Source organism: Streptomyces roseochromogenus subsp. oscitans DS 12.976 (assembly GCF_000497445.1).
In the GTDB taxonomy this organism is placed as follows: domain Bacteria; phylum Actinomycetota; class Actinomycetes; order Streptomycetales; family Streptomycetaceae; genus Streptomyces; species Streptomyces oscitans.
In genome coordinates, this window is record NZ_CM002285.1 from 1,507,479 (window position 1) to 1,531,014 (window position 23,536).

Here is a 23,536-nt window from a genome sequence, read left to right on the forward strand (position 1 = left end):
CGGGTTCGCCGAACCAGCCGCGCAGTTCGGCGGCGAACGCGGCGGGGTCCTCCGGCGGGACGAGGATGCCGGGCACCCCGCCGTCGGGGGCGCGCCCCACCGCCTCCGGCACTCCGCCCACGTCGGTGGCGAGGACCGGGATGCCGCGGGCCAGGGCCTCGGTGACCGCCATGCCGTAGGTCTCGGCGTAGGAGGTGAGGACCATCAGGTCGGCGGCGGCATACGTGGCATCGAGTTCCGCCCCGGAGCGCGGGCCGGTCAGGTGCAGCCGGTCGGCGAGGCCGTGCCGGCCGATGAGGGTGCGCAGCCGGCGGACGTAGCCGGGGTCGTGGCCGAGTCCGCCGACCAGCTCGCAGGTCCACGGCAGCTCCCGGACCGCCGCGAGCGCCTCCACGAGCCGGTGCTGGCCCTTGCGCGGGGTGACGGCGGCCACGCACACCAGCCGGGAGACACCGTCGGTGCCGGGCGCGAGCGGCGCGATGTCGGCACCGGGCGCGGCGACATGCACCCGTTCGGGGGCCAGTCCGTGGTGAGAGACGAGCCGGCGCACCGCCCAGTCGCTGGTCGCGACGACGGCGGGCACGGCGCGCAGTACGGCCCGTTCGCGGGCGTCGAGGTCGGCGGCGACGGCCGGGGCGAGGCCGGTCTCGTCGCCGAGCGGCAGATGGACCAGTACCGCGAGGCGCAGCCGGTCGGCCTCCGAGGCGATGATCTCCGGGATCCCGCAGGCCACGATCCCGTCCAGCAGGACGACCGCGTCGTCCGGCAGGTCCCTCAGGGTGCGGGCCAGCTGGGCGCGGGCGGCCCGGTCGGGGCGCGGCCAACTGCCGGGCACGGTGTGCCGGGTGACCTGCCAGCCGAAGCCGGGCAGGTCCAGGCAGACCCGGCGGTCATAGGCGTTGCCGCCGCTGGGCGCGGCCGGGTCGTCGACACCGCCCGGCAGGACGAAGTGCACGGTGCGCAGGGACATGGGGATGATTCCGGCCTTCTCGACGGCGACGGGCTGCGCCGGGACGTAGGACAGCCGTGCCCGCTCCCTGGTCGCCCCGGTCACAGGCCACGCTCGTAACTCGCCCAGGCGATGTGGGACTCGTGCAGGGTGACCGTGAGGCCCGCGAGGCCCTTCGCGCCCTCGCCGAGGGCGCCCTTGTGGATGCGTTCGGCGAGCCGGTCGGCGATGACCTTGGCGAGGAATTCGGTGGAGGTGTTGACGCCGGCGAACTCGGGTTCGTCATCGAGGTTGCGGTAGTTCAGCTCGGCAGTGATGAGGCGCAGTTCCTGCGTGGCCAGGCCGATGTCGACCACGATGTTGTCCTCGTCCAGCTGCTCGCGGCGGAAGGTGGCGTCCACCAGGAACGTGGCGCCGTGCAGTCGCTGCGCGGGCCCGAACACCTCGCCGCGGAAGCTGTGGGCGATCATGATGTGATCGCGGACGGTGATGCTGAACAACGGACGACCCTCCAGGTACGACGCGTCTGGTCCCCCTGTTCCTTACCCGTGTTCCTTACCCGGCGGGGGATGCCGTGTAGTACGGCTCTTCGCTTTCCCGCGTTCAGTCCTCTCTCACTCTTTTCTCAGGTCAGGCCCGTCTCGGCGTACCGGATCCGGTGGCACAGGGCGGGAATCTCTCCGGAGGCGAGCTTCGGCATGATGTCCGGGAGTTGCTCGAAAGCGCTCTCGCCGGTGATGAGAGCGTCCAGGGCCGGGGCGGCGAGCAGGTCGAGGGCGAGCGCCATCCGGTCGGCGTAGTCGCGGCCGGCGCGGGCGGCCGGGGAGACGGTGCCGACCTGGCTGCTGCGCAGGGTGAGCCGACGGGAGTGGAAGGCCTCGCCGAGCGGCAGGGCGACACGCCGGTCGCCGTACCAGCTCAGTTCCACGACGGTGCCCTCGGGCGCGAGGAGCCGCAGGGCACCGGTGAGGCCGGCTTCGGTGGCGCTGGCGTGGACGACCAGGTCGCAGTCGCCGAGGGCGCCGTCGGGCGTCGCGAAGTCCACGCCGAGCGCCTCGGCGGTCTTGGCGCGGGCCGGGTCGGCGTCGACGAGCTGGAGTCGTACGCCGGGGAAGCGGGCGAGCAGCGCGGCCACGGAGCAGCCGACCATGCCGCCGCCGACGACCGCGATCCGGTCGCCGATCAGCGGCGCCGCGTCCCACAGGGCGTTCACGGCGGTCTCCACGGTGCCGGCGAGCACGGCCCGCGCGGCGGGCACCCGGTCGGGCACGACGGTCACGGCGGTCACCGGAACGACGTAACGGCTCTGATGCGGATACAGGCAGAAGACGGTACGCCCGACCAGCTCAGCCGGGCCCTCCTCCACCGTGCCGACGCTGAGGTAGCCGTACTTCACCGGGCCCGGGAAGTCGCCCTCCTGGAACGGCGCCCGCATCACGGCGTGTTGGCTCTCCGGGACCCCGCCGCGGAAGACGAGCGTCTCCGTGCCGCGGCTCACCCCGGAGTACAGGGCGCGCACCAGGACCTCGCCCTCGGCGGGCTCCGTGAGGGTGATGTCGCGCAGCTCGCCGCGGCCGGGTGAGCGCAGCCAGAACGCGCGGGCCGAGCGGTTCATCGGCATCCTCCTGAACAGTAGGCGAGTTGTTCACGTACCGAGAAGTGCACAGGCCGCGCACAGTACGCGGCATGATCGACTCTGTCACTCGGCCGGAGGGTGTGCGGTGGCCCTGAACAACACATATGACGCGAGGCCCCAGCAGGAGACCGCTGTGGGAGCGGGCCTACAGGTCCTGCTGCTCGCGTTGCTCGGCACGGCGATAGGCATGGGGCCGGCCGGCTGGCTGACGGGGCTCGCGTTCGCGCTCGCCACCTGGGCGGTGCTGGCCCGCGCCCTGCACCGCTCCTGCCTGCGCTCCTTCGGCCCCGCGAACCGGGTCACGCTCGGCCGGGCGGCCCTGGTGGGCGGGGTGACCGCGCTGGTCGCGGACTCCTTCGAGAGCGCGCCGCCGGTGACCGTGCTGGTCGGCCTGACCGCGACAGCCCTGCTCCTGGACGGCGTCGACGGCAAGGTGGCCCGCCGCACCGGTACGTCGACCGCGCTCGGCGCCCGCTTCGACATGGAGGTCGACGCGTTTCTGATCCTGGTGCTGAGCGTGTACGTGGCCACGCAGCTCGGCCCGTGGGTGCTGCTGATCGGCGGGATGCGGTACGCCTTCGTCGCCGCGGCCCGCCTGGCCCCCTGGCTGAACGCCCCGCTGCCGCCGTCCTTCGCCCGTAAGACCGTAGCGGCGGTCCAGGGCATCGCCCTGCTCCTGGCGGGCGCCGAGCTGCTCCCCCATCTGGCCAGTCTGGCGATCGTGCTGGTGGCTCTGGGTTCGCTGCTGTGGTCCTTCGGCCGGGATGTGCTGTGGCTGTGGCGTATGTCCCGGGTGGCGGTCGGGGTGCCGGCCGAGCCTCAAATACTGGAGCTGGCGGCGCGCTGAGCCGAGGCCATGCGGGAGCAGGGCGACGGGCCCGGACCGGGTTGCCGGTCCGGGCCCGTCGCTTCGGCGGTTACGACCGTTCGGCCCGGCTCCGTACGATCGCGAACGCGGCCGCCGCGAGGCCGAGGACGCCGACGACCAGGCCGGCGATGCCGAGCCCACGGGCGGTGGAGTCGCCGGCGGTCTTGGCGGTGGCGGAGGCGGTCTTGACGGGCGCGGCGCCGGCGTCACCGGCCGCACCGGCCGTCAGTTTCAGCACCGGTGCCGGGTTCTCCGGCTCGTCGCCGCCGGTCGGCTCCTCGATCCAGCGTGCGACCTTGCCGTCGGAGTAGGTCTGCAGCGTCTTGAAGACCAACTGGCCGGTGTCTCCCGGAAGTTGACCGAAGGCGACGTCGAAGTCCTCGTACTGTCCGGCGCCGATCCTGCCTCCGCTGAAGGTGATCTCGGAGGCCGCCTCGGTGATGGTGCCGTCGTCGGTCTTGACCGGTGTCTTGAGCTTGGTGGTGGTGACCTTGGCGGTCCAGCCGTCCTGCGGGTGGACGAGCACGCCGAGGACGGGGTGGTCGGTGGGCAGGAAGACCTGCACCTTGGTGGTGGAGGCGCTGTCCTCCTCGTTGGGGACCCGGAAGGTCAGCACGCCGTCGGTGGCTCCCTTGGCGTAGCTGTCGGGGTGGACGGTGACATGCGCGCAGGCGGCGCCGGCGGCGAGAAGGACGGCGGCGCCGGCGGTGAGGGTGACGGTCGCGGCGCGGCGCAGGGTCGTGCGTGGTGCGGACATGGGTGAGTCGGTCTCCGTACGAGTGACGTGTGAGGAAAAGGGTCAGAGCGAGTACGGGACCGGGACCGGGGGTCCGCGCCGGCTGACCGCGTGCCGCAGCGGGGTCCGGCGGGGCGGTTCGGGCTCGGCCGGGACGCGCGGGGCGTGCGGGGCGGGGGCGGGCAGCGGGGCGTTCCGCCACCAGGCGGCAAGGCCGGGAACGAGCGTGACGGTACGGCGCAGCAGCGACCACAGCGCGGCCTCGCCCCGCCGCAGCCACCAGGAGGCGACCAGTGCGGCGAGGAGGTGGGCGGCGGTGGCGTGGGCCGTGCTGTGCGGGTGGGCCGTGGCGTGGGCGTGCACCGCGGCCATGGAGTGAGCCATGGAGTGGGCCATGGAGTGGCCCGGCATGGCCGCCGTGGGCGTGGCGCGGTGGGCGGCGTCGAAGCCGACGTGCAGCGCGGCCTGGGTGAGCAGCATGGCCGCGCCGATCCCGGCGAGCGACCGCTCTCGCTTGCCGAGGCTCCAGCCGAGCGCGAAGACGCCCAGGAACCCGGCCGCGTCGGCCCGCAACGGCGGCATGTCACCCATGGCAAGCCCGTGACCGGCGGCGGCGAGCAGCACGCACACCGCGGCGAACACCATGGCTCGCACACCTCTCACCGCCGGGCACGCACTCATGGTGAGGGATCCTGCCACGTCCGTTTGATACGTGGGACGGGGATGCCGTGTTCAGCCGCCGGGGCGGCGGGTGGGGCCACTTCCGTTGCCGGGTGCCGGTCCGTCGTGGCCGGTCGCGCAGTTCCCCGCGCCCCTGGGGATCTGCGGCGCCGCTGACCGCACAGTGCCGCCCCGCCCACCGCGCCTCAGCCGGTACCGGTGCCGGGCCGTGAGCGCCGTACCCCGCCCGCCACCGTCACCGCGAGCGCGCCCAGAACGGCGAGTACCGCGGCCGGTGCGAGGACCGTCCACGGCGCCCGCTCGGCGTACGGCTGGTTCTCGGCCAGGAGGTGGCCCCATTCGGGTGACGGTGGCTGGGCGCCGAGCCCGAGGAAGCCGAGGGAGGCGAGGGCGAGCGCGGTGCCGGGGAGCCGGAGCAGCGCGTGCCGGGTGACGGGCGGCACGACGGCGGGCAGGAGTTCGTGGCGCAGGAGATACCAGCGCCCCGCCCCCAGCGCACGCGTGGCGGTGAGGTGGAGGGCGGCGCGCTCCTGCCGTAGCAGGGCGGACGTGTGGGCGGCCAGCGGGGCCCAGGCCACAGCGGCGACGGCGAGCGCGGGTGTGGCCGGGCCGCCGCCCGCGACGGCGGTCACGAGGAGCGCGGCGAGCACCGGCGGCACGGCGTTCACGGTGTCGACGAGCGGCCCGGACAGCCGGGGCAGCAGCCCGAGCAGCAGCCCGGCCAGCAGCGTGCCCGCGCTGATGGCGAGGGCGAGCAGCAGCGTGTCGAGGGCGCCGTGGGCGATACGCGCGAGCAGGTCGCGGCCGAGCGCGTCGGTGCCCAACGGGCGCTCCCAGGACGGGGGTTGGAGGCGCGCCCGGGTGTCCACGGCGAGCGGGTCGCGGGGCAGCCCGGCGGCGAGGACGGCCAGCAGGGCTGCGGCGAGCGCGAGCGGCGTCGTACGCCTGACGGGCACGGCGGGCCTGGGCAGGGCGGGGACGGCGCCGTCCCTCAGCGCGGGGCCGATGAGCAGGTGTACACCGAGCCGGGCGGCGCCCGCGGCGAGGGCCGCGAGGAGCACCAGGGCGAGGGTGCCGGCCTGGAGCACGGGCAGGTCCTGGGCGAGGGCGGCCTGCAGGGTGGTACTGCCGAGGCCGGGGATGTCGAAGATCTGCTCGACGGCGACGGCGCCACCGGTCATGCCGACGACGAACAGCGCGGTGCTGGGCAGCAGTCCGGGCAGACAGCGCCGTACCGCCTGCCGGGCGATGGCCCGCGCGCGCAGCCCGCGCGCCGCGGCCGCCCGCACCCAGGGTTCGGCGAAGGCGCCGGGCAGCTGGTCGTCGAGGAGCCGGCCGAGGACGGCGCCGGCGGGCAGGCCGAGGGCGAGGGCGGGCAGCAGGGTGTACTGCGGCCCGTACCATCCGAGGGCGGGCAGCCAGCCGAGCTGTACGCCGACGACGGTGGCCAGCACGGACGCGGTGAGGAACTCCGGCAGTGCGGCGAGCACGGCGGAGCCGGTACCGCCGGGCCGGGTGCGCCCGCCCCGGTACAGGGTCGGCGCGCACACCACGGCGGCGGTGCAGCCGGCGACGAGAAACGCCACCGCCATGAGCAGCAGGGAGGCACCGAGCGCCTGGAGCACCGTCGGCCCGGCCTCGGCGCCGGAGATCCAGGACCGCCCAGCGTCACCGCGCGGCAGTCCGCCGAGCCAGCGGCCGAGCAGAGCCAATGGCCCGTCATCGAGCCGGAGTTGGCTGCGGACGGCGGCGAGGACCTCGGGGTCGGGGTCCCGGTCCTGGGCGCGGGCCTTGAGGACGGTGAGCGCGGGATCGGTGTGCGCGAGCCAGGGCAGCAGCCCGATCCCACACACCAGGGCACCGGCGAGGGAGCCTCGCCACAGCAGGGTGCGCATCGCTCAGCGCCGGGTGCCGGTGCCGACGAGGGCGCGCTCGTACGGGTCTAGGAGCACCCCCTTGACCGCGCTGCCGACACCGGTGATGACGCGCTGGTGGACCAGCGGTACGACGGTGTCGGTGCCGAGGATCGCCGCCTCGGCACGCAGCGCCGCGGTCCGCCGTTCGGCGGGGTCGGCGGTGCGCTCGGCGGCGGCCACGGCCCGGTCGACGGCGCGGTCGCACAGCAGGGCCAGGTTGTAGCCGCCGTCGCAGGTGTAGTCGCTGGCGAGGACGGCGACCGGGTCGCCGGTGTCGACCAGGCTGTTGCGGGCGAGCACGAAGGCGTCGAACTTCCCGGCGAGCGCGTCGCCCTCCAGCCGGGAGTACTCGCGTACGACGAGCTTCACACGAAAGCCGGCTTTCTCCAGCTGCTGCTTCAGCACCTGGGCGACTTCGGGGAGTTCGGGCCGGTTGTCGTAGGTGGCCAGGGTGACGGCGGTCCCGCCGGCCGGCTTGGCGGACGCTCTGCCCTCGGGCCGGCGGTGCCTGCCCTCGGCCCAGGTGACGGCGGGCCCGTAGATCCCGGCTCCGCGATCCGCGTGCCCCTCGTACACGCCCCGGGCGAGGCCGGAGGTGTCGACGGCGGCACGGGCGGCGGCTCGCAGTCCGGCGTCCCGGAACGGCCCGGAGCGGGAGTTGAGCAGCAGACTGGTCGTCCGCGCGGTGGCGGTCTCGCGGCGCGTGTCCGCGTCGAGCGTGGCGGCCTGGGCGACGGGCACGGCCTCGGCGATGTCGACGTCGCCGCTGCGCAGGGCGTTGGTGCGGGCGGTGCCGTCGGCGACGAAGCGGACGTCGATACCGGCGGCCCGGGCGCGGCCGCCCCAGTAGCCGTCGTACCGTTCGAGGGTCGCGGACGAGGCGCCGTTCACCTTCTTCAGTACGAAGGGTCCGGTGCCGCTGCCGGCGGGGTCGACGGCGCCCCGGTGGGCGTACGCCTGGGCCGACAGCACGGCGAGGCCGGGGCTGGACAGCCTCAGCGGCAGGATGGGGTCGGACCGCCGGGTCGTGATGCGCACCCGGTGCCGGTCGACGGCCCGGGCGGTGAGCGTGCTGCCGGACACGGCGGCCGGGGCGGGCTTGGCCCGGGCGGCCTGCGCGAGCGAGTACGCGACGGCCTGCGCGGTGACGTCGGTCCCGTCGTGGAAGGTGGCCTCGCGCAGCGTGAACAGCCAGCTGCGGGCGCCTTCCTGCCGCCACGAGGAGGCGAGGGCGGGCGCGGCGGCGCCGTTGCCGTCGAGAGCGGTCAGCGACTCGGTGATGCCGAGCCGGCTGAGGATGGTGCCGTCGGCGCCGTACGGGGAGAGCCGCTCGGCGGGCGGAAAGGCGAGCGCGACCCGCAACCGGGACCCGCCACCGCCCCGCGCGTCACCACCGGAGCTGAAACAGCCGGCCAGCAACGGCGCGACCGCGAGCGCGGCGAGCACACGGGAACGACGAAGAACACGCGAAACAGCGAAGGCACGCACCCTTATCGCCCCACCGGAAGCTCGAAGTGCACGAGACTCTGCGGCCGTTCGGCGTCCGTACGCTCGTCCTGCACGACTGTCCCGAGCGACCGCCAGAACTCCTCGGCGCCGGGCACGGCCGGATCGGTGTGCAGATAGACGGCCCGGTACCCGCCGTCGGCCACGGCGAACTCCACGAGCCGCTCGACCAGTTCCCGCCCGATCCCCCGCCGCCGGTGCCCGGGCCGCACATACACCCGGCGCAACTGCGCGGTCTCCCCCGACGGATACCGCTCGGCCAGCCACCGCGGATGGGGCGGACACCCAGGCCCCCGCGCATCGAGCGCCCCGGTCCCGACGACCTCTCCACCCCCGTCCACAGCGACGAGCAGCGTGTGCCGCTCGGGCACGAGATAGGCCCCGCCGGGATCCACGATGTCCGCGTGCCACCGGGGCACATATCCGGTGCGGAAATCCCGGTAAACGGTATCGAGCATGACGGACCGGGCGCCGTCCAGGTCGGTGGGGGTTGCTGGCCTGATGCTTATGTAGTGCACTTGCGCATCATATGCATTAAGTCAGGAGGCGCACTCGACTCGGTGCCTCGGTCCCCTTCCGTGCGTAGAGCCACCAGGTGATCACGATCACGCCGATGATCGAGGCCGCCATGCCGGCGAAGGAGAGGAGCCGTCGCCGTCGAAGGCGGGGCCGGGCGTGGCGCCGGCGTTCTCGCTGCCGGAGGCGGTGACGCCGGCCGGGTTCACCGCGCAGGCGGCGTCCGCGCGGTCGGTGTCCCAGGGGACGGCGGCCGTATCCCCGCACCCTGCTCGCCACCCGATGATCAACGTCAGTTTGTGCCACCGAAGATTGATCATTCGGCGTACAGGTAGGCAGCGGACGCGGTGGGGGCACTGGTCGGTGCGTTTGAACAGGCTGCCCTGACAGCCTTTGACCTGGCCTTTTCCGTGAACGGCACGCTCGTACGCCGATCGCTGGGGGCGAGTTGGGATACGCAGTTCGAGGCTGTGGATCCGGGCCCCAGGCCGCCTGAGCCTCCCGCGCCCACGCGCTGGGCATATCCCGGAGGCGGGGGCCGGGGCGACGGCGGACTGAGGGCTGCGGCCCGGGGCGCAGGTCGCGGTCGACGAGGTTACGAACCCTCCGTGAACGTGGCGGCGTGGTCGGCGGCCCACTGGCGAAACGTTCGCGGTGCCGTCCCGAGGATATCGGCCACCGCAGTGGTGACGTACGCGGGCTGTCCGACCGCGGCGCTCCACGCAGCGAGCAGCATGTCGACGACCGAACTGGGCACCGTGCCCTCCGACAGGCTCCGGAACTCCTCCGGCGTCATCTCCTCGAATGCGATCCGGCGCCCCAAGGCATGACCGATGAGGCCCACCTGTGCGGCCTGGGTCAGCGACTCGGGGCCCGTAAGGACGTAGTCGCCTCCGGCGTATCCGTCCTGATAGAGCGTCCGCGCCGCGACGGCTGCGACGTCGCGGTCGTCGACCGGTGCCGTCTCGGCGGCGCCGTAAGGCCACCGGACGACCTCGCCGGCCCTGATCGCGGGCGCCCACCAGGCCAGCGAGTTCGACGCGAGCATCCCCGGCCGGATGATCGTCGACTCGAGTCCGGCGGCCGCGATGAGCCGCTCGATGTCGGCGTGCAGCACCGCCATGGGATTGGGCTGCTGGAAGAAGGGGTGCGGCGTCTGGTGCGGGGAGGAGAGGAAGACGACCCGCCGCACGTGGGCTGCAAGCCGCTCGACGACTGCCGCGGCGGTCTGAGGCGGTGCGGTCCAGACGAGGAAGACCGCACCGGCGCCAATCAATGCCGGGTCGAGCGACTCGGGCATGGTGAGGTCGCCGGTGAAGACCTCGACCTTCGCCGGCAGCGTCGCCGCTGCCTCGGAGCGATGAGTGAGGGCGCGGACCGGCACGCCCGCGTCGAGGAGTTGGTCGATGACGACGCGGCCGACCCGGCCCGTCGCCCCGGTTACGAGCACGGGAGGAATGTCTGTCCGGTTCATGCCGCCCATGAAAACGTTACTAGGTTAAAAAAGCAACCTGGTCATGAATGTTACCGTGGTCAGATGAACGAGCCGACGGGACTGCGGGCCCGCAAGAAGGCGCGGACGCGCGACGCCATCGCCGGCGCAGCCATCTCGCTGTTCCTGGAGCGCGGCTTCGACCGCGTCTCGGTCAACGACATCGCTGCGGCAGCCGAGATCTCAAAGCCGACCCTCTTCCGGTACTTCCCCACCAAGGAAGACCTGGTGCTGCACCGATTTGCGGACCACCAGGGCGAAGCGGCACGCGTCGTACGTGACCGCAGTTCCGGCACCAAGCCGGTGACGGCGCTGCACCGGCACTTCCGGGCCGGCCTCGATCGGTACGACCCCGTCACCGGCCTCAATGATCATCCCGAGGTGATGGCGTTCCATCGGCTGGTGTTCAGCACACCGAGCCTGGCGGCACGGCTCACGCAGTACCAGCTTGAGGACGAGGAGGCATTGGCGGACGCCCTCGGCGAAGGCATCCAGGCACGCCTGCGAGCCGCACAAGTACTCGCGGTCCAACGGGTGCTCGCCCGGACCAACTGGCAGAAGATCGCCGACGGTCGAACCGCCCACGACGTCCACCCCGAGGCCGTAGCCGACGCCGATCAGGCGTTCAGCCAACTGCGGTGACAGGCGACGCTCCTGGCCGAAGAAGGTGACGCGGGCTCCCTTCCCGTGCCCACCAGTTGTCCGGGCCCGGCTCAGGCGGCCCGGCGCGTCTGGCCGCGGTGGCCGCGGACGAGGTCCGCGTACCGGTTTCCGCTGCCCTTGATCGTGCGCACCTGGGTGCGGTAGTCGACGTGGACCAGGCCGAAGCGCTTGTCGTAGCCGTACGCCCACTCGAAGTTGTCCAGCAGGGACCAGGCGAAGTAGCCGGCCAGCGGGGCTCCCCTGCGGGCGGCCGAGGCGCAGGCGGCGAGATGGGTCTCCAGGTAGTCCTGGCGCTCGGGGTCGTCGATGCTGCCGTCGGGGCGGACCACGTCGGGGAAGGCGGAGCCGTTCTCGGTGACGTAGATCTTCCGGGCGCCGTACTCCTCGGTGAGCCGCAGCAGCAGGGTCTCGATGCCGCTCGCGTCGATCTCCCAGTCCATGCCGGTGCGCGGTACGCCGTCACGGCGCACCGCGCGGACATACGGCGCCGGGCCGTCGGGGGCGTCGGCGACATGGGCCGGGAAGTAGTAGTTCAGGCCGAGCCAGTCCAGTGGCGTTGCGATCGTCTCCAGGTCGCCCGCCTTCAAAGGCAGTTCGATGCCGTAGGTGTCGATCATGTCGGCCGGGAAGCCGCGGCCGTGGACCGGGTCGAGCCACCAGCGGTTGACATGGCCGTCGTGGCGTCGGGCGGCCGCTATGTCCTCGGGGCGGCCGGTGGCCGCGTCCACGGTGGAGAGGTTGTTCACGATGCCGGCCTGGGCACCGGGCGCCGCGGCGCGGATCGCCTGGGTGGCGAGGCCGTGGCCCAGCAGCAGATGGACGGATGCGCGAACGGCGGCGGTGAGATCCGTCCAGCCCGGGGCCATCTTGCCCTCCAAGTGGCCGATCCAGGCCGAGCAGCTCGGCTCGTTGAGGGTCGCCCAGAGCTTCACGCGGTCGCCGAGGCGGGCGGCGGCCGCCGAGGCGTACTCGGCGAGCGCGAAGGCGGTGTCCCGCTCGGGCCAGCCGCCGCGGTCCTGGAGCATCTGCGGCAGGTCCCAGTGGTAGAGGGTGACGGAAGGGGTGATGCCCGCCTCCAGCAGGTCGTCCACCAACTCGTCGTAGAAGGCGAGGCCCTTGGGGTTCACCGGACCCGTGCCGCCGGGGACCACGCGGGGCCAGGCCACGGACAGCCGGTAGGCGTTGACACCGAGCTGCCGCATCAGGCCGATGTCCTCGCGCCAGCGGTGGTAGTGGTCGCAGGCGACGTCGCCGGTGTCGCCGTTCGCGATCTTCCCCGGGGTGTGCGAGAAGGTGTCCCAGATCGAGGGCGTACGGCCGTCCTCGGCGACGGCCCCCTCGATCTGGTACGCCGCGGTGGCCGTGCCCCACAGGAAGTCGTGCGGGAGTGCGGCGAGGTCGATGCGTTCGGACACGGAAGTCCCTTCGGGATACGGGGTGTTGGTCGCTCGGGTCACTTGACGGCGCCCGCCGTCAGACCGGCGACGAGATAGCGCTGCAGGAGGAGGAATCCGGCGACCACGGGCACGCTGACGACCAGCGAGGCGGCCATGATCTGGTTCCAGTAGACGTCGTTGAGGGTGGAGTAGCCCTGGAGGCCGACGGCGAGGGTGCGGGTGGTGTCGTTGGTCATGACGGACGCGAACAGCACCTCGCCCCACGCGGTCATGAAGGCGTAGACGGCGACCGCGACGATGCCGGGGATCGCGGCCGGTACGACGATCCGGAGCAGCGCGCCCAGCGGGCCGCAGCCGTCCACCAGCGCCGCCTCGTCCAGGTCGCGCGGCACCGAGTCGAAGTACCCGATCAGCATCCAGATGGAGAAGGGGAGCGAGAAAGTCAGATACGTCAGGATCAGCCCGCCGCGGGAGCCGAACAGGGCGATGCCGGTGGCGTTGCCGAGGTTGACGTAGATCAGGAACAGCGGGAGGAGGAAGAGGATGCCGGGGAACATCTGCGTCGACAGGACCGTCACCGTGAAGACTCGCTTGCCGCGGAAGTCGTAGCGGCTGACGGCGTACGCGGCGAACACCGCGATCACCACCGAGGAGATCGTCGCCGCGCCCGCCACGATCAGCGAGTTCATGAAGTACGTCGCGAGCGGGACCGTCGACCAGATGTCGATGTACGGCCGGATGGTCAGACCGCTCGGCAGCCAGCGGAACTTGCCGGTGACGTCCGCGAGCGGTTTCAGCGAGCTGGAGACCATCACGTACACCGGGATCAGCACGAACCCGGTGAGCAGGGTGAGGAAGATCCGCCGGGACCACAGGAACGAACGCGGCGGCGCCATGGGCGAGTTGCTGGCCGCGAGGGCGAGGGGTGGGCTAGACATCGGCGGAAGCCCTCCGTCCGCGTGAGGTGAACAGCAGATACAGGCCCGTGACGACGAGCAGGAAGAGCAGCAGCAGGACGGACATGGCGGAGCCGGTGCCGAAGTTCCAGGTGACGAAGGAAGCCTGGTAGATGTGGACCGAGATGAGATCGGCGGCCTCGGGGGCGGATTTGCCGAACAGCACGTACGGCGTGTTGAAGTCGTTGAACGTCCACAGGAAGAGGACCAGGATCAGCACCTGGTTGACCGGGCGCAGGGACGGCAGGGTGATGCGGCGGATCTGCTGCCACATCCCGGCGCCGTCCAGCGCGGCCGCCTCGTACAGCTCCTTGGGGATGTTCTGCAGTCCGGCCATCACGATGAGAAAGGCGAACGGCCAGCCCTTCCACACGGACACGGTCAGCAGGGCGTAGAAGCTGTTGTCGCCGATGAGCCAGAAGGAGGGCTTGCCGGTGAGGTGGAGCTGGTCGTGCAGGACGTGGTTCACCAGGCCGTTGTCGTGCTGGAACATGAACACCCAGGTGACGACGGCCGCGTAGACGGGCAGCGCGTACGGCACCAGGAACAGGGCTCTGAGCAGGCCGCGGCCGCGGAAGGTGTCCTGCATGAAGATCGCGGCGGCGGTGCCGATCAGCCAGCACAGGCCGACCGACAGCAGAGTGAAGGCGACGGTGACGAAGAACGAGTGCAGCAGCGCGTTCCCGACGGGCGCGTCGAAGTCCACCGACACCTTGTAGTTGCCGAGGCCGGACCAGGGGGCGGTGCTCCAGTCGCGGATGTAGAACTGGGTGAGTTCCTTGAAGCTCATCACGATGCCGATGGCCATCGGCACCAGGTGGACGAGGAGTTCCAGCAGCAGGGCGGGCAGGAGCAGCAGATACGGCAGGGAGACGCGGCGCAGCCGCCCGGTGCGGCGGTGGGGCTCGCGCGCCGCCGCTCCGGGGGTCTCCTGTCGCACCGGCTCCTTGAAGGCGGTGGTCGTCATCTTCGCTCTCACGCCGCCGGCATCTGCTGCTGGGCCTTCTGCAGCGCGGCCTTGACCGAGTCGGTGGTCACCGTGCGCCCGGCGGCCGCGTCGGCGAACAGGTCTTTGACGGCCGTACCGACGGCCGTCTCGAACTGCGACTCGGACGCGACCTGCGGCAGGGCGGCCGCGCTGGTGGCGAGGGTGTTCTTCAGCACCGCGGTGGCGGGGGTGGCGAACGCCGCGTCTTCCTGGGCGGACTTGACCGGCGGGATGGAGCTGTAGGCCGTGTTGAGGATCTTCTGCTCCGCGTCGGAGGTCATGAACCTCACGAACCGGGTGGCGCCGTCGAGGTTGTGGGTGTTCTTGAAGACGGCCAGGTTGATGCCCATGACCGCCGAGTCGACCTGGGTGCCGGAGCCGGGCGTCCCGGAGATCACCGGGACCGGCGCGATGCCGTAGGCGTCCTCGCTCATGCCCTGGGACTTGAGGTTGGCGGCGGCCGACTGCCACAACAGCATCGCCTGCCTGCCCTTGGCGAAGTCACTGACGGACTGGTTCTGCGCGTACTCGGCGTCGCCGGTCGGGATGACCTTGTCCTTGGCCATCAGGTCGACGTAACTCTTGACCGCCTCGACCACCTTGGGACCGGTGAAGTCGGGCTTGCCGCCGGCGGTGAAGAAATCGGCGCCGTGCTGCTTGGCGAAGACGAAGACGTGGTGGATGTTCTCCGACGGGTTCGAGCCCTCGGCGCCGAGCGCGGACTTGCCCTCGGCCTGGATCTTCTTGCCGTCGGCGACCAGCTCGCCCCAGGTGGCCGGGGGCTTGGCGATACCGGCGTCGGCGAAGATCTTCTTGTTGTAGTAGAGGGCGTACGCAAACGAGTACAGCGGGACCGCCGCCGGGTCCTTGCCCGCCGCGCCGGTCGAGCCGAGCGCGGTGTCGGCGAACCGGTCCTTGCCGCCGATCTCGGCGAAGTTCTTCGCGTCCCACGGCAGCAGGGCGCCGGTCGCCTGCAGCGAGGCGCTCCAGGTGTTGCCGATGTTCAGCACGTCCGGGCCCTGACCCGAGGTGGTCGCGGTGAGGATCCGGTTGAGCAGATCCGACCAGGGTACGACCTCCAGCTTCACCTTGATCCCGGTCTGCTTCTGGAACTTGTCGAGTTCGGGCTGGAGGACCTGCTTGTCGACGGCGACGCTGGCGCCCTGGTTGGAAGCCCAGTACGTCAGCGTCTTCGGCGAGTCGTCGGACCCTCCGCCGCTGGACGAGCCGCCTCCGCAGGCCGTGGCCGCGAGGACGAGAGAGAGGGTTACGGCGCCTGTTGCCGCGGCTCGGATGCTGCGCATGGCTCCTGGTGTCCCTTTCCGGGAGTCGAGAACCCGAGGCGGCTCACGGAAGCCGACACCCGTGCGGCCCGTGCGGACCCGCACGGACCTGCGCGGACCCGTTCGGCTCCCGAAGCCCCTCATGGCTTAATTTAGGACGTGAGTTAAACCTCAGGAGAAACGCTCGTCAAGAGATCCGGCAGCGGTGCACGGTCGAACAGCCCGGAAATCCGCGGAGAACTGGGGGCCGGGTGGCAGCGCCGGGCGGCCGTACGGTGCGTGACCTGCGGCGGGAGAGCCGGGGCGCCGTTCTGCAACGGTTGTATGTCGACGGGCCGATGAGCCGGCACGCGCTGGGCCCGGCGGCCGGACAGCGGGCGGCTGATCGGGGTGGACGTCGGCGAGACCGGCGTACGGGTGGTGCTGTCCGACCTGACACTTGCCGAACTCGCTTGTGGCGAACAACTGTTGGGGACGCACTGATACGACATCGCAGCCGTCGTCGGCCAGGTCGCCGACGGGATCGCGGACGTGCTCCGGACGGCCGGGCTCCCCGGCTCGGACCTGCTCGGCGTCGGGTCGGCCACTCATGAGCCAAGCGTGCGTGGGCCCGCGCCACGCACCGGGTCGGCGCATGGCGCGGGCCTGCCCGGCCCCGCTGGCGGGCCGCCCCGTTACCGGACCGGCACCGGCCGCGGCGCCGGGGCGTAGCCCGCGGGCCGGGTCGTGAAGGTGCCCCGGCCTTGGGTGCGGCTGCGCAACCGGGTGGCGTAGCCGAACAGTTCGGCCAGCGGCACGGTCGCCGTCAGTACGGCCGCGCCGCCCCGGGTCGCGGAGCCGCCGACCCGGCCGCGCCGGGCGGCCAGATCGCCGAGGACCGAGCCGACGGCGTCCTCCGGCACGGTGACCGTGACCTCGGCGACCGGTTCCAGCAGAGCCGACGCGCAGGCGCGCAGGGCCGCGCGGAGCCCGAGCCGGCCGGCGGTGCGGAAGGCCGTGTCGGAGGAGTCCTTCACATGGGTGGAGCCGTCGGTGAGCGTGACCCGGAGCCCGGTCACCGGATGCCCGGCCAGCGGGCCCTCGGCGAGCGCGTCCCGGCACCCGGCCTCCACCGCGCGCACGTACTCCTGCGGCACCCGGCCGCCGACCACGGCGGAGCGGAACTCGAAGCCGGTGACGTCGGCTTCGGGGCCGAGCGGCTCCACGTCGAGCACGACATGGGCGAACTGCCCCGCCCCGCCGTCCTGTTTGACATGCCGGAACACGAACCCGGTCACTCCCTCGACAACTGTCTCCCGGTAGGCGACCCGCGGCCGGCCCACACCGACCTCCGGTCCGCCGTCACGGCGGATCTTCTCCACCGCGACCTCCAGATGGAGTTCGCCCATCCCGGACAGCACGGTCTGCCCGGTCTCGGGATCGGTGCGCACCACCAGCGAGGGGTCCTCCTCGGACAGCCGCGCCAGCGCCGTCGCCAGCCGGCCGGTGTCCGTGGCACGCCGGGCCTCGACGGCCACGGACACCACGGGCTCGGCGGCTTGCGTCGGCTCCAGGACCAGCGGGGCGCCGGGGTCGCACAGCGTGGAGCCGGCTCGCGCCGACTTCACCCCGGCGAGCGCGACGATGTCACCGGCGACCGCCCGGTCGAGCTGGACGTGCCGGTCCGCCATGACCCGCAGGATGCGCGCGACCCGCTCGGTGCGCCCGGTGCCCGGGTCCCACACGGTGTCTCCCTTCTCGACGGTGCCCGCGTAGAGGCGCACATAGGCCAGCCGCCCGGTGGAGCTTGCGTTCACCTTGAACACCAGCCCCGCGAACGGCGTTTCGGGGTCGGCGGCTCGCTCCTGCTCGGCGCCGTCGTGGACGCCGCGTACGGCGGGGACGTCCAGCGGCGAGGGCAGGTAGGCCACGACCGCGTCCAGCAGCGGTTCGATGCCGCGGTTGCGGTAGGCGGAGCCGCACAGGACGACCACGCCGTCCCCGGTGCGGGTGAGGTCGCGCAGCGCTCCCGCCAGCGTGCCGGCGCCGAGCGTCTCCCGCTCGCAGAACTCCTCCAGGGCGGCCGGGTGCAGCTCGGCCACTGTCTCCTCCAGCGCCCGGCGCCGCCGTACCGCTGCCTGCCTCAACTCCTCGGGAACCGGCCCCTCCACGGCCGTACCGGCGCCGTCGGCCCAGACCAGCGCGCGCATCCGCACCAGGTCGACCACACCGGTGAAGGCCTCCTCGGCGCCGATCGGCAGCTGGACGACGAGCGGCGCCGGGTGCAGCCGCTGCCGGATGGATTCGACGGCCCGGTCGAGGTCAGCGCCCGCGCGGTCCATCTTGTTGACGAACGCGACGCGCGGTACGCCGTGCCGGTCGGCCTGCCGCCACACCGACTCGCTCTGCGGTTCGACCCCGGCGACGGCGTCGAACACGGCGACCGCCCCGTCGAGGACGCGCAGCGAGCGCTCGACCTCGTCGGCGAAGTCGATGTGGCCGGGGGTGTCGATGAGGTTGATGCGGCGGCCGTCCCAGGAGCAGCTGACGGCGGCGGCGAAGATGGTGATGCCGCGGTCGCGTTCCTGCGGGTCGAAGTCGGTGACGGTGGTGCCGTCGTGCACCTCGCCCCGCTTGTGGGTGGTGCCTGTCGCGTAGAGGATCCGCTCGGTGACGGTGGTCTTGCCCGCGTCGACGTGGGCGAGGATGCCGAGGTTGCGGACGGCGGCGATGGCTGTGGTGTTCGTGCGCACGGCCCAGGGCCTTTCTCAGGATCAGGTCTGCGGACCAGGCCTGCGGACAAGGTCTGCGGACCAGGTCTGGCGACCAGGGAAAAGGGCAGCGCGATTACCCGTGCGTCCTGAAGTCAGCAGGGCGTCACGGGCGTCCGGTGCCGGCCGCGCAGCGGGCACCGGCACCACCGGGACACGAGGATCACCTCGTACCGGGAACGGGGAGCGACAACAGCGGTGCGTGCGCGCACGGCCGGGCTCCCCTCTGCATCGGACGACAGGCGCCGCCGTACGGTCGTCGCGGCGCTCGGTACGGGATGACGGTACGAGAGGGGGCCCGGCCCGGGCATCTGATTTTCGGGTACGCCGGCGAATCGGCCGTATCGGAGACGGTCAGACCACGGCGTCGATGAACATGAACGCGGCCACGGCCAACAGTGCCAGGGCGAAGACCTGTTGCAGGGTCTTCGCCTTCGCCTTGGACGCCAGGCGTCTGCCGTCCCACGCGCCCAGGACCGCCGCGCCCGCGAAGGGGCCGACGACCGACCAGTCGAGTCGGTCCACGGTTCCGACGCGCAGTCCGAGCGCCGCGAGCGAGTTGACGGTGATGACCAGCAGGCTGGTGCCCACGGCCTCGCGCATACGGAGTCCGAGTACGCCCACGAGAGCCGGTACGGCGAGGAAGCCGCCTCCGACGCCGAGGACACCCGTGACCGCGCCGAGTCCCGCGCCGGCGGCCGCCGCGTGCCCGGGCCTGATGCTCCGGGTGGCTTCGGCATCTCCTGCGGGCCGCAGCATGCGTACCGCGGCGACGGCCGCGACCGTCGCGAAGGCCGCCTGCAGGGCGCCCGCGGGGAGGTGGGCGGCGAGCGCGGAGCCCAGCATCGCCGGGCCGATGCCGGCCGCGGCGAAGAGCAGTCCCGCACCCCAGCGGACATGTCCGTCACGGGCGTGCGCGGTCAGCGCGGTGGCCGAGGTGAGGGCCACGATCACCAGTGCGGCGGTGGTGGCCGCCACGGGGGTGAAGCCGAGCAGGTAGATCAGGGCGGGTACGGCCAGCACACTGCCACCGCCGCCGAGCGCGCCGAGGGCCAGGCCGATCACCGCGCCGGCCGCGAGGGCGAGGACCAGGGCACTCACGCGACCGTACCGCGCAGGCCCCGCGCGTCCACCACGGGCAGCCCGGCCTCCGCCCAGTCGCGCATACCGCCGATCACGTCCACGGCGTCGGTGCCGTGGGCCGCCAGCAGGTCGGCGGCCCGCTGGGACCGGTTGCCCGAACGGCAGATGACGACCAGCCGCCGCCCCCGGGCCTCGGGAGGCAGGGGCACGCCCGCGATGAGTTCGGTGAGGGGATGGTGGACGGCTCCGGGTGCGTGCCCGGCGCTCCACTCGTCGGGTTCCCGGACGTCCAGCAGGACCGATGCCCCGGCCCGTCCGGCGGCTTCGTCCGCGCGTCCGTGCCCGGTGCGTTCGGCCGCTTCCGCTACGGTGATCCGGCTCGTGCCGGAACGGGATGTCTTCATGGGCGCTCCTCGCCTTGTGCGCAGGGGTGGGTCGATCCTGGCCCGGTGGGGCTCAGTCGGTACGGAGGGTGAGTCCGGCCGTGTCGGCGGCGGTGAAGGAGTCGTCCACGGCGACGACGTCACGGCCCGCCGCGTCCAGCAGCGAGGCGGCGATGGCGGCGCGCATGCCGCCCGCGCAGTGCACCCACACCTCGCCGGGCGGCACCTCGTCGAGGCGCCGGTGCAGGGTGTGCAGCGGGATGTGGACCGAGCCCTCGATGAACCCGGCGGCCCGCTCGGCGGCACGCCGGACGTCCAGCACGACCACGTCCTCGGCGAGGTGGCGCGCGGCCAGATCCGTGAAGTCGGCGCGAGGGAAGGTGGCCAGGGGTTCGCCCTCGGTCGTCCAGGCGGACGGTCCCCCGGTGGCGGCGGCGGCCGGGCGGTCGATGCCGACGCGTACCAACTCGCGCTGGGCGTGGGCCAGTTGCTCGGCCGACGCGGCGAGCAGGGTCACCGGTTTGCCCCAGGGGATCAACCAGGCCAGATAGGTGGCGAGTTGACCGTCTGCCTCGAAGTTGTAGGTGCCGGCCACATGCCCTTCGGCGAAGGCGATCCGGTTGCGCAGATCGACCACCCATTCGCCGGCGGCCAGTCGCGCGGCGATCTCCTCGGCGTCGGCGCGCGCGGGCGCGGTGAGGTCGACCGGCGCGGGTCCGGCGGAGTTGGCGGGACCCATGTACGTGTAGTAGGCGGGGATGTCGTCCAGTCCCGCGAGCAGGCGGGTGACGAAGGCGTCGACGTCCTGGGTGAGGGCCTCGTTCGACGCCCTCTCCTTCCCGATGGTGGTCTCGCTCCCCTCTGCCCGGCCGGCGGAGCAGAAGCTGCCGAATCCGTGGGTGGGCAGCACGGCGGCGGTGTCGGGCAGTTCCGCGGCGAGCCGGTGCGCGGACGCGTGCTGGGCCCGGGCAAGACGCTCGGTCAGGCGGGGCTCGACCAGGTCGGGGCGGCCGACCGTGCCGATCAGCAGCGAGCCGCCCGTGAACACCGCGACCACCGACCCGGACTCCTCCAGGACATAGGCGGTGTGGTGCGGGGTGTGCCCGGGTGTCGCCAGCGCCCGCAGGGTGAGACCCGCGTCGATGACCGTGCGGTCTCCGTCGTGCACGGGTACGCGCTCGAACGACACGGTGGCCCCGGCGGGTACCAGATAGGCGGCGCCGGTGAGGCGGGCGAGTTCCAGGCCGCCGGTGACATAGTCGTTGTGGATGTGGGTCTCGACGACATGGGAGATCCGCACGCCTCTGCGCGCCGCGGCTGCCAGCACCCGGTCGACGTCCCGTGGCGGGTCGACGGCCACGGCCGTGCGCTCACCGCCCGCCAGATAGCTGCGGTTGCCGAGCCCCGCGACCTCGATGGTGTCGACGAAGAACATGTCAGGCATTCCCTCCAGCGCCATGCGGCGCCCTACAGCCCCGTGGGCATCGGACGCGAGTGTCGGCGTTCGGCCGGCTCGTGGACAAATGGGTGGACAAACGGCTCGCTTAGGGCCTTCTCATCGCGCGGGATCGAGCCGCCGTACCCTGCGTATCGAGTGGGTGAAAGGGGACCCGGCGGGATCGAGGCGGTACCCGGCACGGGCGTCGAACTGCGCGACGACACTGAACCGGTCGCCGCGGATGAGGGTGGTGCGCCACTCGACCGTACGGCCGTGGGTACGGCCGAGCCGCTCGATGGAGAACGCCGCGACCCCCTCGGGGAGGCCGAGCAGCCGCTGTTCGGCGGCGGTCGGGGTGACCGCCTTGATCCGTTCCTCTCCCCCGACGAGACGGATGCCGCAGCGGTCGGCCAGCTCGTCGTAGAGCGCCGTGTGGCTGAAGTCGACGTCGAGCAGTGCCCGGGCGTCCGACGCCAGCAGCCACACCTTGTCGTGGGCCAGGGGTTCCCCGTCGGCCAGGCGGATGCGTTCCAGGTACAGCAGCGGCGTCGACTCCTCCATGCCGAGGCGCACCGCCACGTGCGCGTCGGCACGGATGTCGAGAGTGCGGACGACGCTGCGCTGTTCGAGACCGGCCGCCTCGACGGAGGCGAACAGGCTGTAGAGGGCGCCGACGGGCTGTTCTATGACCGCCTCTCCCACGGGCCGCGGCCGCCGGCCCTTCGCCGCGGTGACCAGGCCTTCCTCCCGCAGCTCGCGCAGCGCCTCGCGAATGGTGTGCCGGCTCACCCCGTACCGCGCGGCCAGCTCGTTCTCACCGGGGAAGGAGTCGCCGAACTCGCCCCGCGCCAGCCGGGACCTGAGGTCGTCCCGCACATGACGCCACAGCGGAGTCCCGCCCCGGCCGGCTGGGGCAGTCGGTTCCTCGCTCATGATCCATCCTTGTGTACGTACATTTAAAAAGCTAATGTACGTACATTAACTGGGACGGACGCGAAGGGGAAGCCGCACATGACCATCGAGGCTCACCACAAGGTCCTCATCGTGGGCGGAGGAACGGCCGGCATCAGCGTCGCGGCCCGCCTGCGGCGCCACGGCATCCATGACATCGGGCTCGTCGAGCCCTCGGCCACGCACTACTACCAACCGCTGTGGACACTGGTCGGCGGCGGACGGGCCACCGCCGCGGCGAGCGCCCGTCCCCAGCGGTCCGTCCTGCCGAAGGGCGTCTCCTGGATACGCGGCCGCGTGGAGACCGTGGATCCCGGGGGACGGACCGTCGGCACCGCCGACGGACGCACCATCGGCTACGACAGGCTCGTCGTCTGCCCCGGCATCCAACTCGACTGGAACCGGGTGCCCGGCATGGCGCAGGCCGTCACGGCACCGCACACCTCCAGCAACTACACCTACGAACTGGCGCCCAAGACCTGGGACCTGATCCGCTCCATGCGCTCGGGCACCGCGGTGTTCACCATGCCGTCAGGCCCGATCAAGTGCGGTGGCGCGCCCCAGAAGATCGCCTATCTCGCCGCGGACCACTGGCGCGAGCAGGGCGTCCTGAAGGACATACGGGTGGTCCTCGTGCTGCCCACGCCCGGCATGTTCGGTGTTCCCGTGTTCGCCGAGGAACTCGAACGGGTCGTGGCCCGCTACGGCATCGAGGTGCGCAAGAACAGCGAACTGGTGGAAGTGGACCCGGACGGCCGCGCCGCGGTCATCGTCGACCACACATCAGGGGCCAAGGACTCCCTCCGTTTCGACATGATGCACCTCGTGCCGCCCCAGTCGGCGCCCGACTGGCTGAAGGAGACTCCGCTGGCCGATCCGGCGGATCCGGCGGGGTATGCGGAGATCGACAAGCACACCCTGCGTCATGTGCGCCACCCCGACATCTTCGCGCTCGGCGACGCCGGCTCGTCGCCCAACTCCAAGACCGGGGCCGCGATCCGCAAGCAGGCACCGGTCGTCGCCCGGAACCTCGCCGCGAGCCTCACGAGCACCGAGCCGCCGCCCGCCTCGTACGACGGATACTCCTCCTGTCCGATCACCACCTCACGGCACAGCATGCTGCTGGCCGAGTTCGACTACACCCTGCGGCACCGCCCCACGCTCCCGCTCATCGACACGACACATGAACGCCGGGACATGTGGTACCTCAAGCGCTACGGACTGCCGTTCCTCTACTGGAACTTGATGCTCCGCGGACGCGCCTGAGACCAGCCCGCGGGCGTCCACGCCGGTCGTGAGCCGCACAAGGCCGACAACCACACCGACGGGTGGTGTGCAGCCGGC

Annotated in this window: 22 protein-coding genes and 1 pseudogene; 4 read left to right on the forward strand and 19 right to left on the reverse strand. The window is 72.2% G+C overall.

Features of this window, described 5'->3' with window-relative positions; all coding sequences use genetic code 11:
• The 3 genes from M878_RS56765 to M878_RS56775 all read right to left on the reverse strand — a co-directional run.
• The coding region (locus M878_RS56765; RefSeq protein WP_023545417.1) for a glycosyltransferase family 4 protein at positions 1 to 1,054 on the reverse strand (1,054 nt) is incomplete at its 3' end.
• On the reverse strand, positions 1,051 to 1,449 hold the full coding sequence (locus tag M878_RS56770; RefSeq protein WP_023545418.1) for a 6-pyruvoyl trahydropterin synthase family protein: 399 nt from the start codon (positions 1,447 to 1,449) through the stop codon (positions 1,051 to 1,053). The genes M878_RS56765 and M878_RS56770, both read right to left, overlap by 4 nt.
• Before the next feature lie 125 nt (positions 1,450 to 1,574).
• Positions 1,575 to 2,564, reverse strand: coding sequence for a zinc-dependent alcohol dehydrogenase (locus M878_RS56775; protein ID WP_023545419.1), 990 nt, complete (start codon positions 2,562 to 2,564; stop codon positions 1,575 to 1,577).
• Between the two features lie 106 nt (positions 2,565 to 2,670).
• On the opposite strand from M878_RS56775, the gene M878_RS56780 reads away from it, so the two are divergent.
• The gene (locus M878_RS56780) at positions 2,671 to 3,432 is read left to right on the forward strand and encodes a CDP-alcohol phosphatidyltransferase family protein (protein WP_031224341.1); all 762 of its coding nucleotides are present in this window, start codon (positions 2,671 to 2,673) and stop codon (positions 3,430 to 3,432) included.
• A gap of 70 nt (positions 3,433 to 3,502) precedes the next feature.
• Here the strand turns inward: M878_RS56780 and M878_RS56785 are convergent, their stop codons facing one another.
• From M878_RS56785 to M878_RS56810, 7 genes are all read right to left on the reverse strand, one after another.
• A complete protein-coding gene (locus tag M878_RS56785) occupies positions 3,503 to 4,210 on the reverse strand; it encodes a YcnI family protein (RefSeq protein WP_023545421.1) in 708 nt (235 codons plus the stop codon).
• Positions 4,211 to 4,252: 42 nt separating this feature from the next.
• On the reverse strand, positions 4,253 to 4,834 hold the full coding sequence (locus M878_RS56790; RefSeq protein WP_023545422.1) for a hypothetical protein: 582 nt from the start codon (positions 4,832 to 4,834) through the stop codon (positions 4,253 to 4,255).
• A gap of 221 nt (positions 4,835 to 5,055) precedes the next feature.
• Complete coding sequence (locus M878_RS56795) at positions 5,056 to 6,765, reverse strand: ABC transporter permease subunit (protein WP_023545423.1); 1,710 nt, start codon at positions 6,763 to 6,765, stop codon at positions 5,056 to 5,058.
• A gap of 3 nt (positions 6,766 to 6,768) precedes the next feature.
• Positions 6,769 to 8,232, reverse strand: a complete 1,464-nt coding sequence (locus M878_RS56800) for an ABC transporter substrate-binding protein (protein ID WP_023545424.1) — start codon at positions 8,230 to 8,232, stop codon at positions 6,769 to 6,771.
• 44 nt (positions 8,233 to 8,276) lie between these two features.
• Positions 8,277 to 8,750, reverse strand: coding sequence for a GNAT family N-acetyltransferase (locus tag M878_RS56805; RefSeq protein WP_078630583.1), 474 nt, complete (start codon positions 8,748 to 8,750; stop codon positions 8,277 to 8,279).
• Positions 8,751 to 8,897: 147 nt separating this feature from the next.
• Positions 8,898 to 9,128: a hypothetical protein gene (locus tag M878_RS93790; RefSeq protein WP_078630209.1), complete on the reverse strand. Its 231-nt coding sequence runs from the start codon at positions 9,126 to 9,128 to the stop codon at positions 8,898 to 8,900.
• A gap of 275 nt (positions 9,129 to 9,403) precedes the next feature.
• Positions 9,404 to 10,282 (reverse strand): NAD(P)H-binding protein, encoded by an 879-nt coding sequence (locus M878_RS56810; RefSeq protein ID WP_245238056.1) that lies wholly within the window; start codon positions 10,280 to 10,282, stop codon positions 9,404 to 9,406.
• Positions 10,283 to 10,345: 63 nt separating this feature from the next.
• Here M878_RS56810 and M878_RS56815 point away from each other — a divergent pair, with 63 nt between their 5' ends.
• Entirely contained in the window at positions 10,346 to 10,942 is a 597-nt protein-coding gene (locus M878_RS56815) for a TetR/AcrR family transcriptional regulator (protein WP_023545427.1), read from the forward strand.
• Between the two features lie 71 nt (positions 10,943 to 11,013).
• On the opposite strand, the gene M878_RS56820 is transcribed toward M878_RS56815, so the two are convergent.
• Genes M878_RS56820 through M878_RS56835 form a run of 4 tightly spaced genes read right to left on the reverse strand, consistent with a single transcriptional unit; the run spans position 11,014 to position 15,608 of the window.
• On the reverse strand, positions 11,014 to 12,378 hold the full coding sequence (locus M878_RS56820) for a GH1 family beta-glucosidase (protein WP_023545428.1): 1,365 nt from the start codon (positions 12,376 to 12,378) through the stop codon (positions 11,014 to 11,016).
• A 38-nt stretch (positions 12,379 to 12,416) separates the two neighbouring features.
• Positions 12,417 to 13,256, reverse strand: coding sequence for a carbohydrate ABC transporter permease (locus M878_RS56825; RefSeq protein ID WP_023545429.1), 840 nt, complete (start codon positions 13,254 to 13,256; stop codon positions 12,417 to 12,419).
• Positions 13,257 to 13,290: 34 nt separating this feature from the next.
• Positions 13,291 to 14,283 (reverse strand): carbohydrate ABC transporter permease, encoded by a 993-nt coding sequence (locus tag M878_RS56830; protein WP_023545430.1) that lies wholly within the window; start codon positions 14,281 to 14,283, stop codon positions 13,291 to 13,293.
• Between the two features lie 8 nt (positions 14,284 to 14,291).
• Positions 14,292 to 15,608, reverse strand: coding sequence for an ABC transporter substrate-binding protein (locus M878_RS56835; protein ID WP_023545431.1), 1,317 nt, complete (start codon positions 15,606 to 15,608; stop codon positions 14,292 to 14,294).
• Positions 15,609 to 15,838: 230 nt separating this feature from the next.
• Between M878_RS56835 and M878_RS99560 the strand changes: the two are divergent.
• Positions 15,839 to 16,166, forward strand: a pseudogene (locus M878_RS99560) (sugar kinase); the annotation flags it as partial.
• A gap of 95 nt (positions 16,167 to 16,261) precedes the next feature.
• On the opposite strand, the gene fusA reads toward M878_RS99560, so the two are convergent.
• From fusA to M878_RS56860, 5 genes are all read right to left on the reverse strand, one after another.
• Positions 16,262 to 18,319 carry an elongation factor G gene (gene fusA, locus M878_RS56840; protein ID WP_023545432.1) on the reverse strand — a complete coding sequence of 686 codons (2,058 nt, stop codon included), beginning with the start codon at positions 18,317 to 18,319 and terminating at the stop codon, positions 16,262 to 16,264.
• A 372-nt stretch (positions 18,320 to 18,691) separates the two neighbouring features.
• Positions 18,692 to 19,438, reverse strand: coding sequence for a sulfite exporter TauE/SafE family protein (locus tag M878_RS56845; RefSeq protein WP_023545433.1), 747 nt, complete (start codon positions 19,436 to 19,438; stop codon positions 18,692 to 18,694).
• Entirely contained in the window at positions 19,435 to 19,824 is a 390-nt protein-coding gene (locus M878_RS56850; protein WP_023545434.1) for a rhodanese-like domain-containing protein, read from the reverse strand. The genes M878_RS56845 and M878_RS56850 overlap by 4 nt, the downstream gene beginning before the upstream one ends.
• 52 nt (positions 19,825 to 19,876) lie before the next feature.
• Positions 19,877 to 21,238, reverse strand: coding sequence for an MBL fold metallo-hydrolase (locus tag M878_RS56855; RefSeq protein ID WP_023545435.1), 1,362 nt, complete (start codon positions 21,236 to 21,238; stop codon positions 19,877 to 19,879).
• Between the two features lie 120 nt (positions 21,239 to 21,358).
• Entirely contained in the window at positions 21,359 to 22,174 is an 816-nt protein-coding gene (locus M878_RS56860; RefSeq protein WP_051430067.1) for a GntR family transcriptional regulator, read from the reverse strand.
• Between the two features lie 78 nt (positions 22,175 to 22,252).
• Between M878_RS56860 and M878_RS56865 the strand changes: the two genes are divergently transcribed.
• Positions 22,253 to 23,458: an NAD(P)/FAD-dependent oxidoreductase gene (locus M878_RS56865; protein ID WP_023545437.1), complete on the forward strand. Its 1,206-nt coding sequence runs from the start codon at positions 22,253 to 22,255 to the stop codon at positions 23,456 to 23,458.
• Positions 23,459 to 23,536 lie beyond the last annotated feature (78 nt).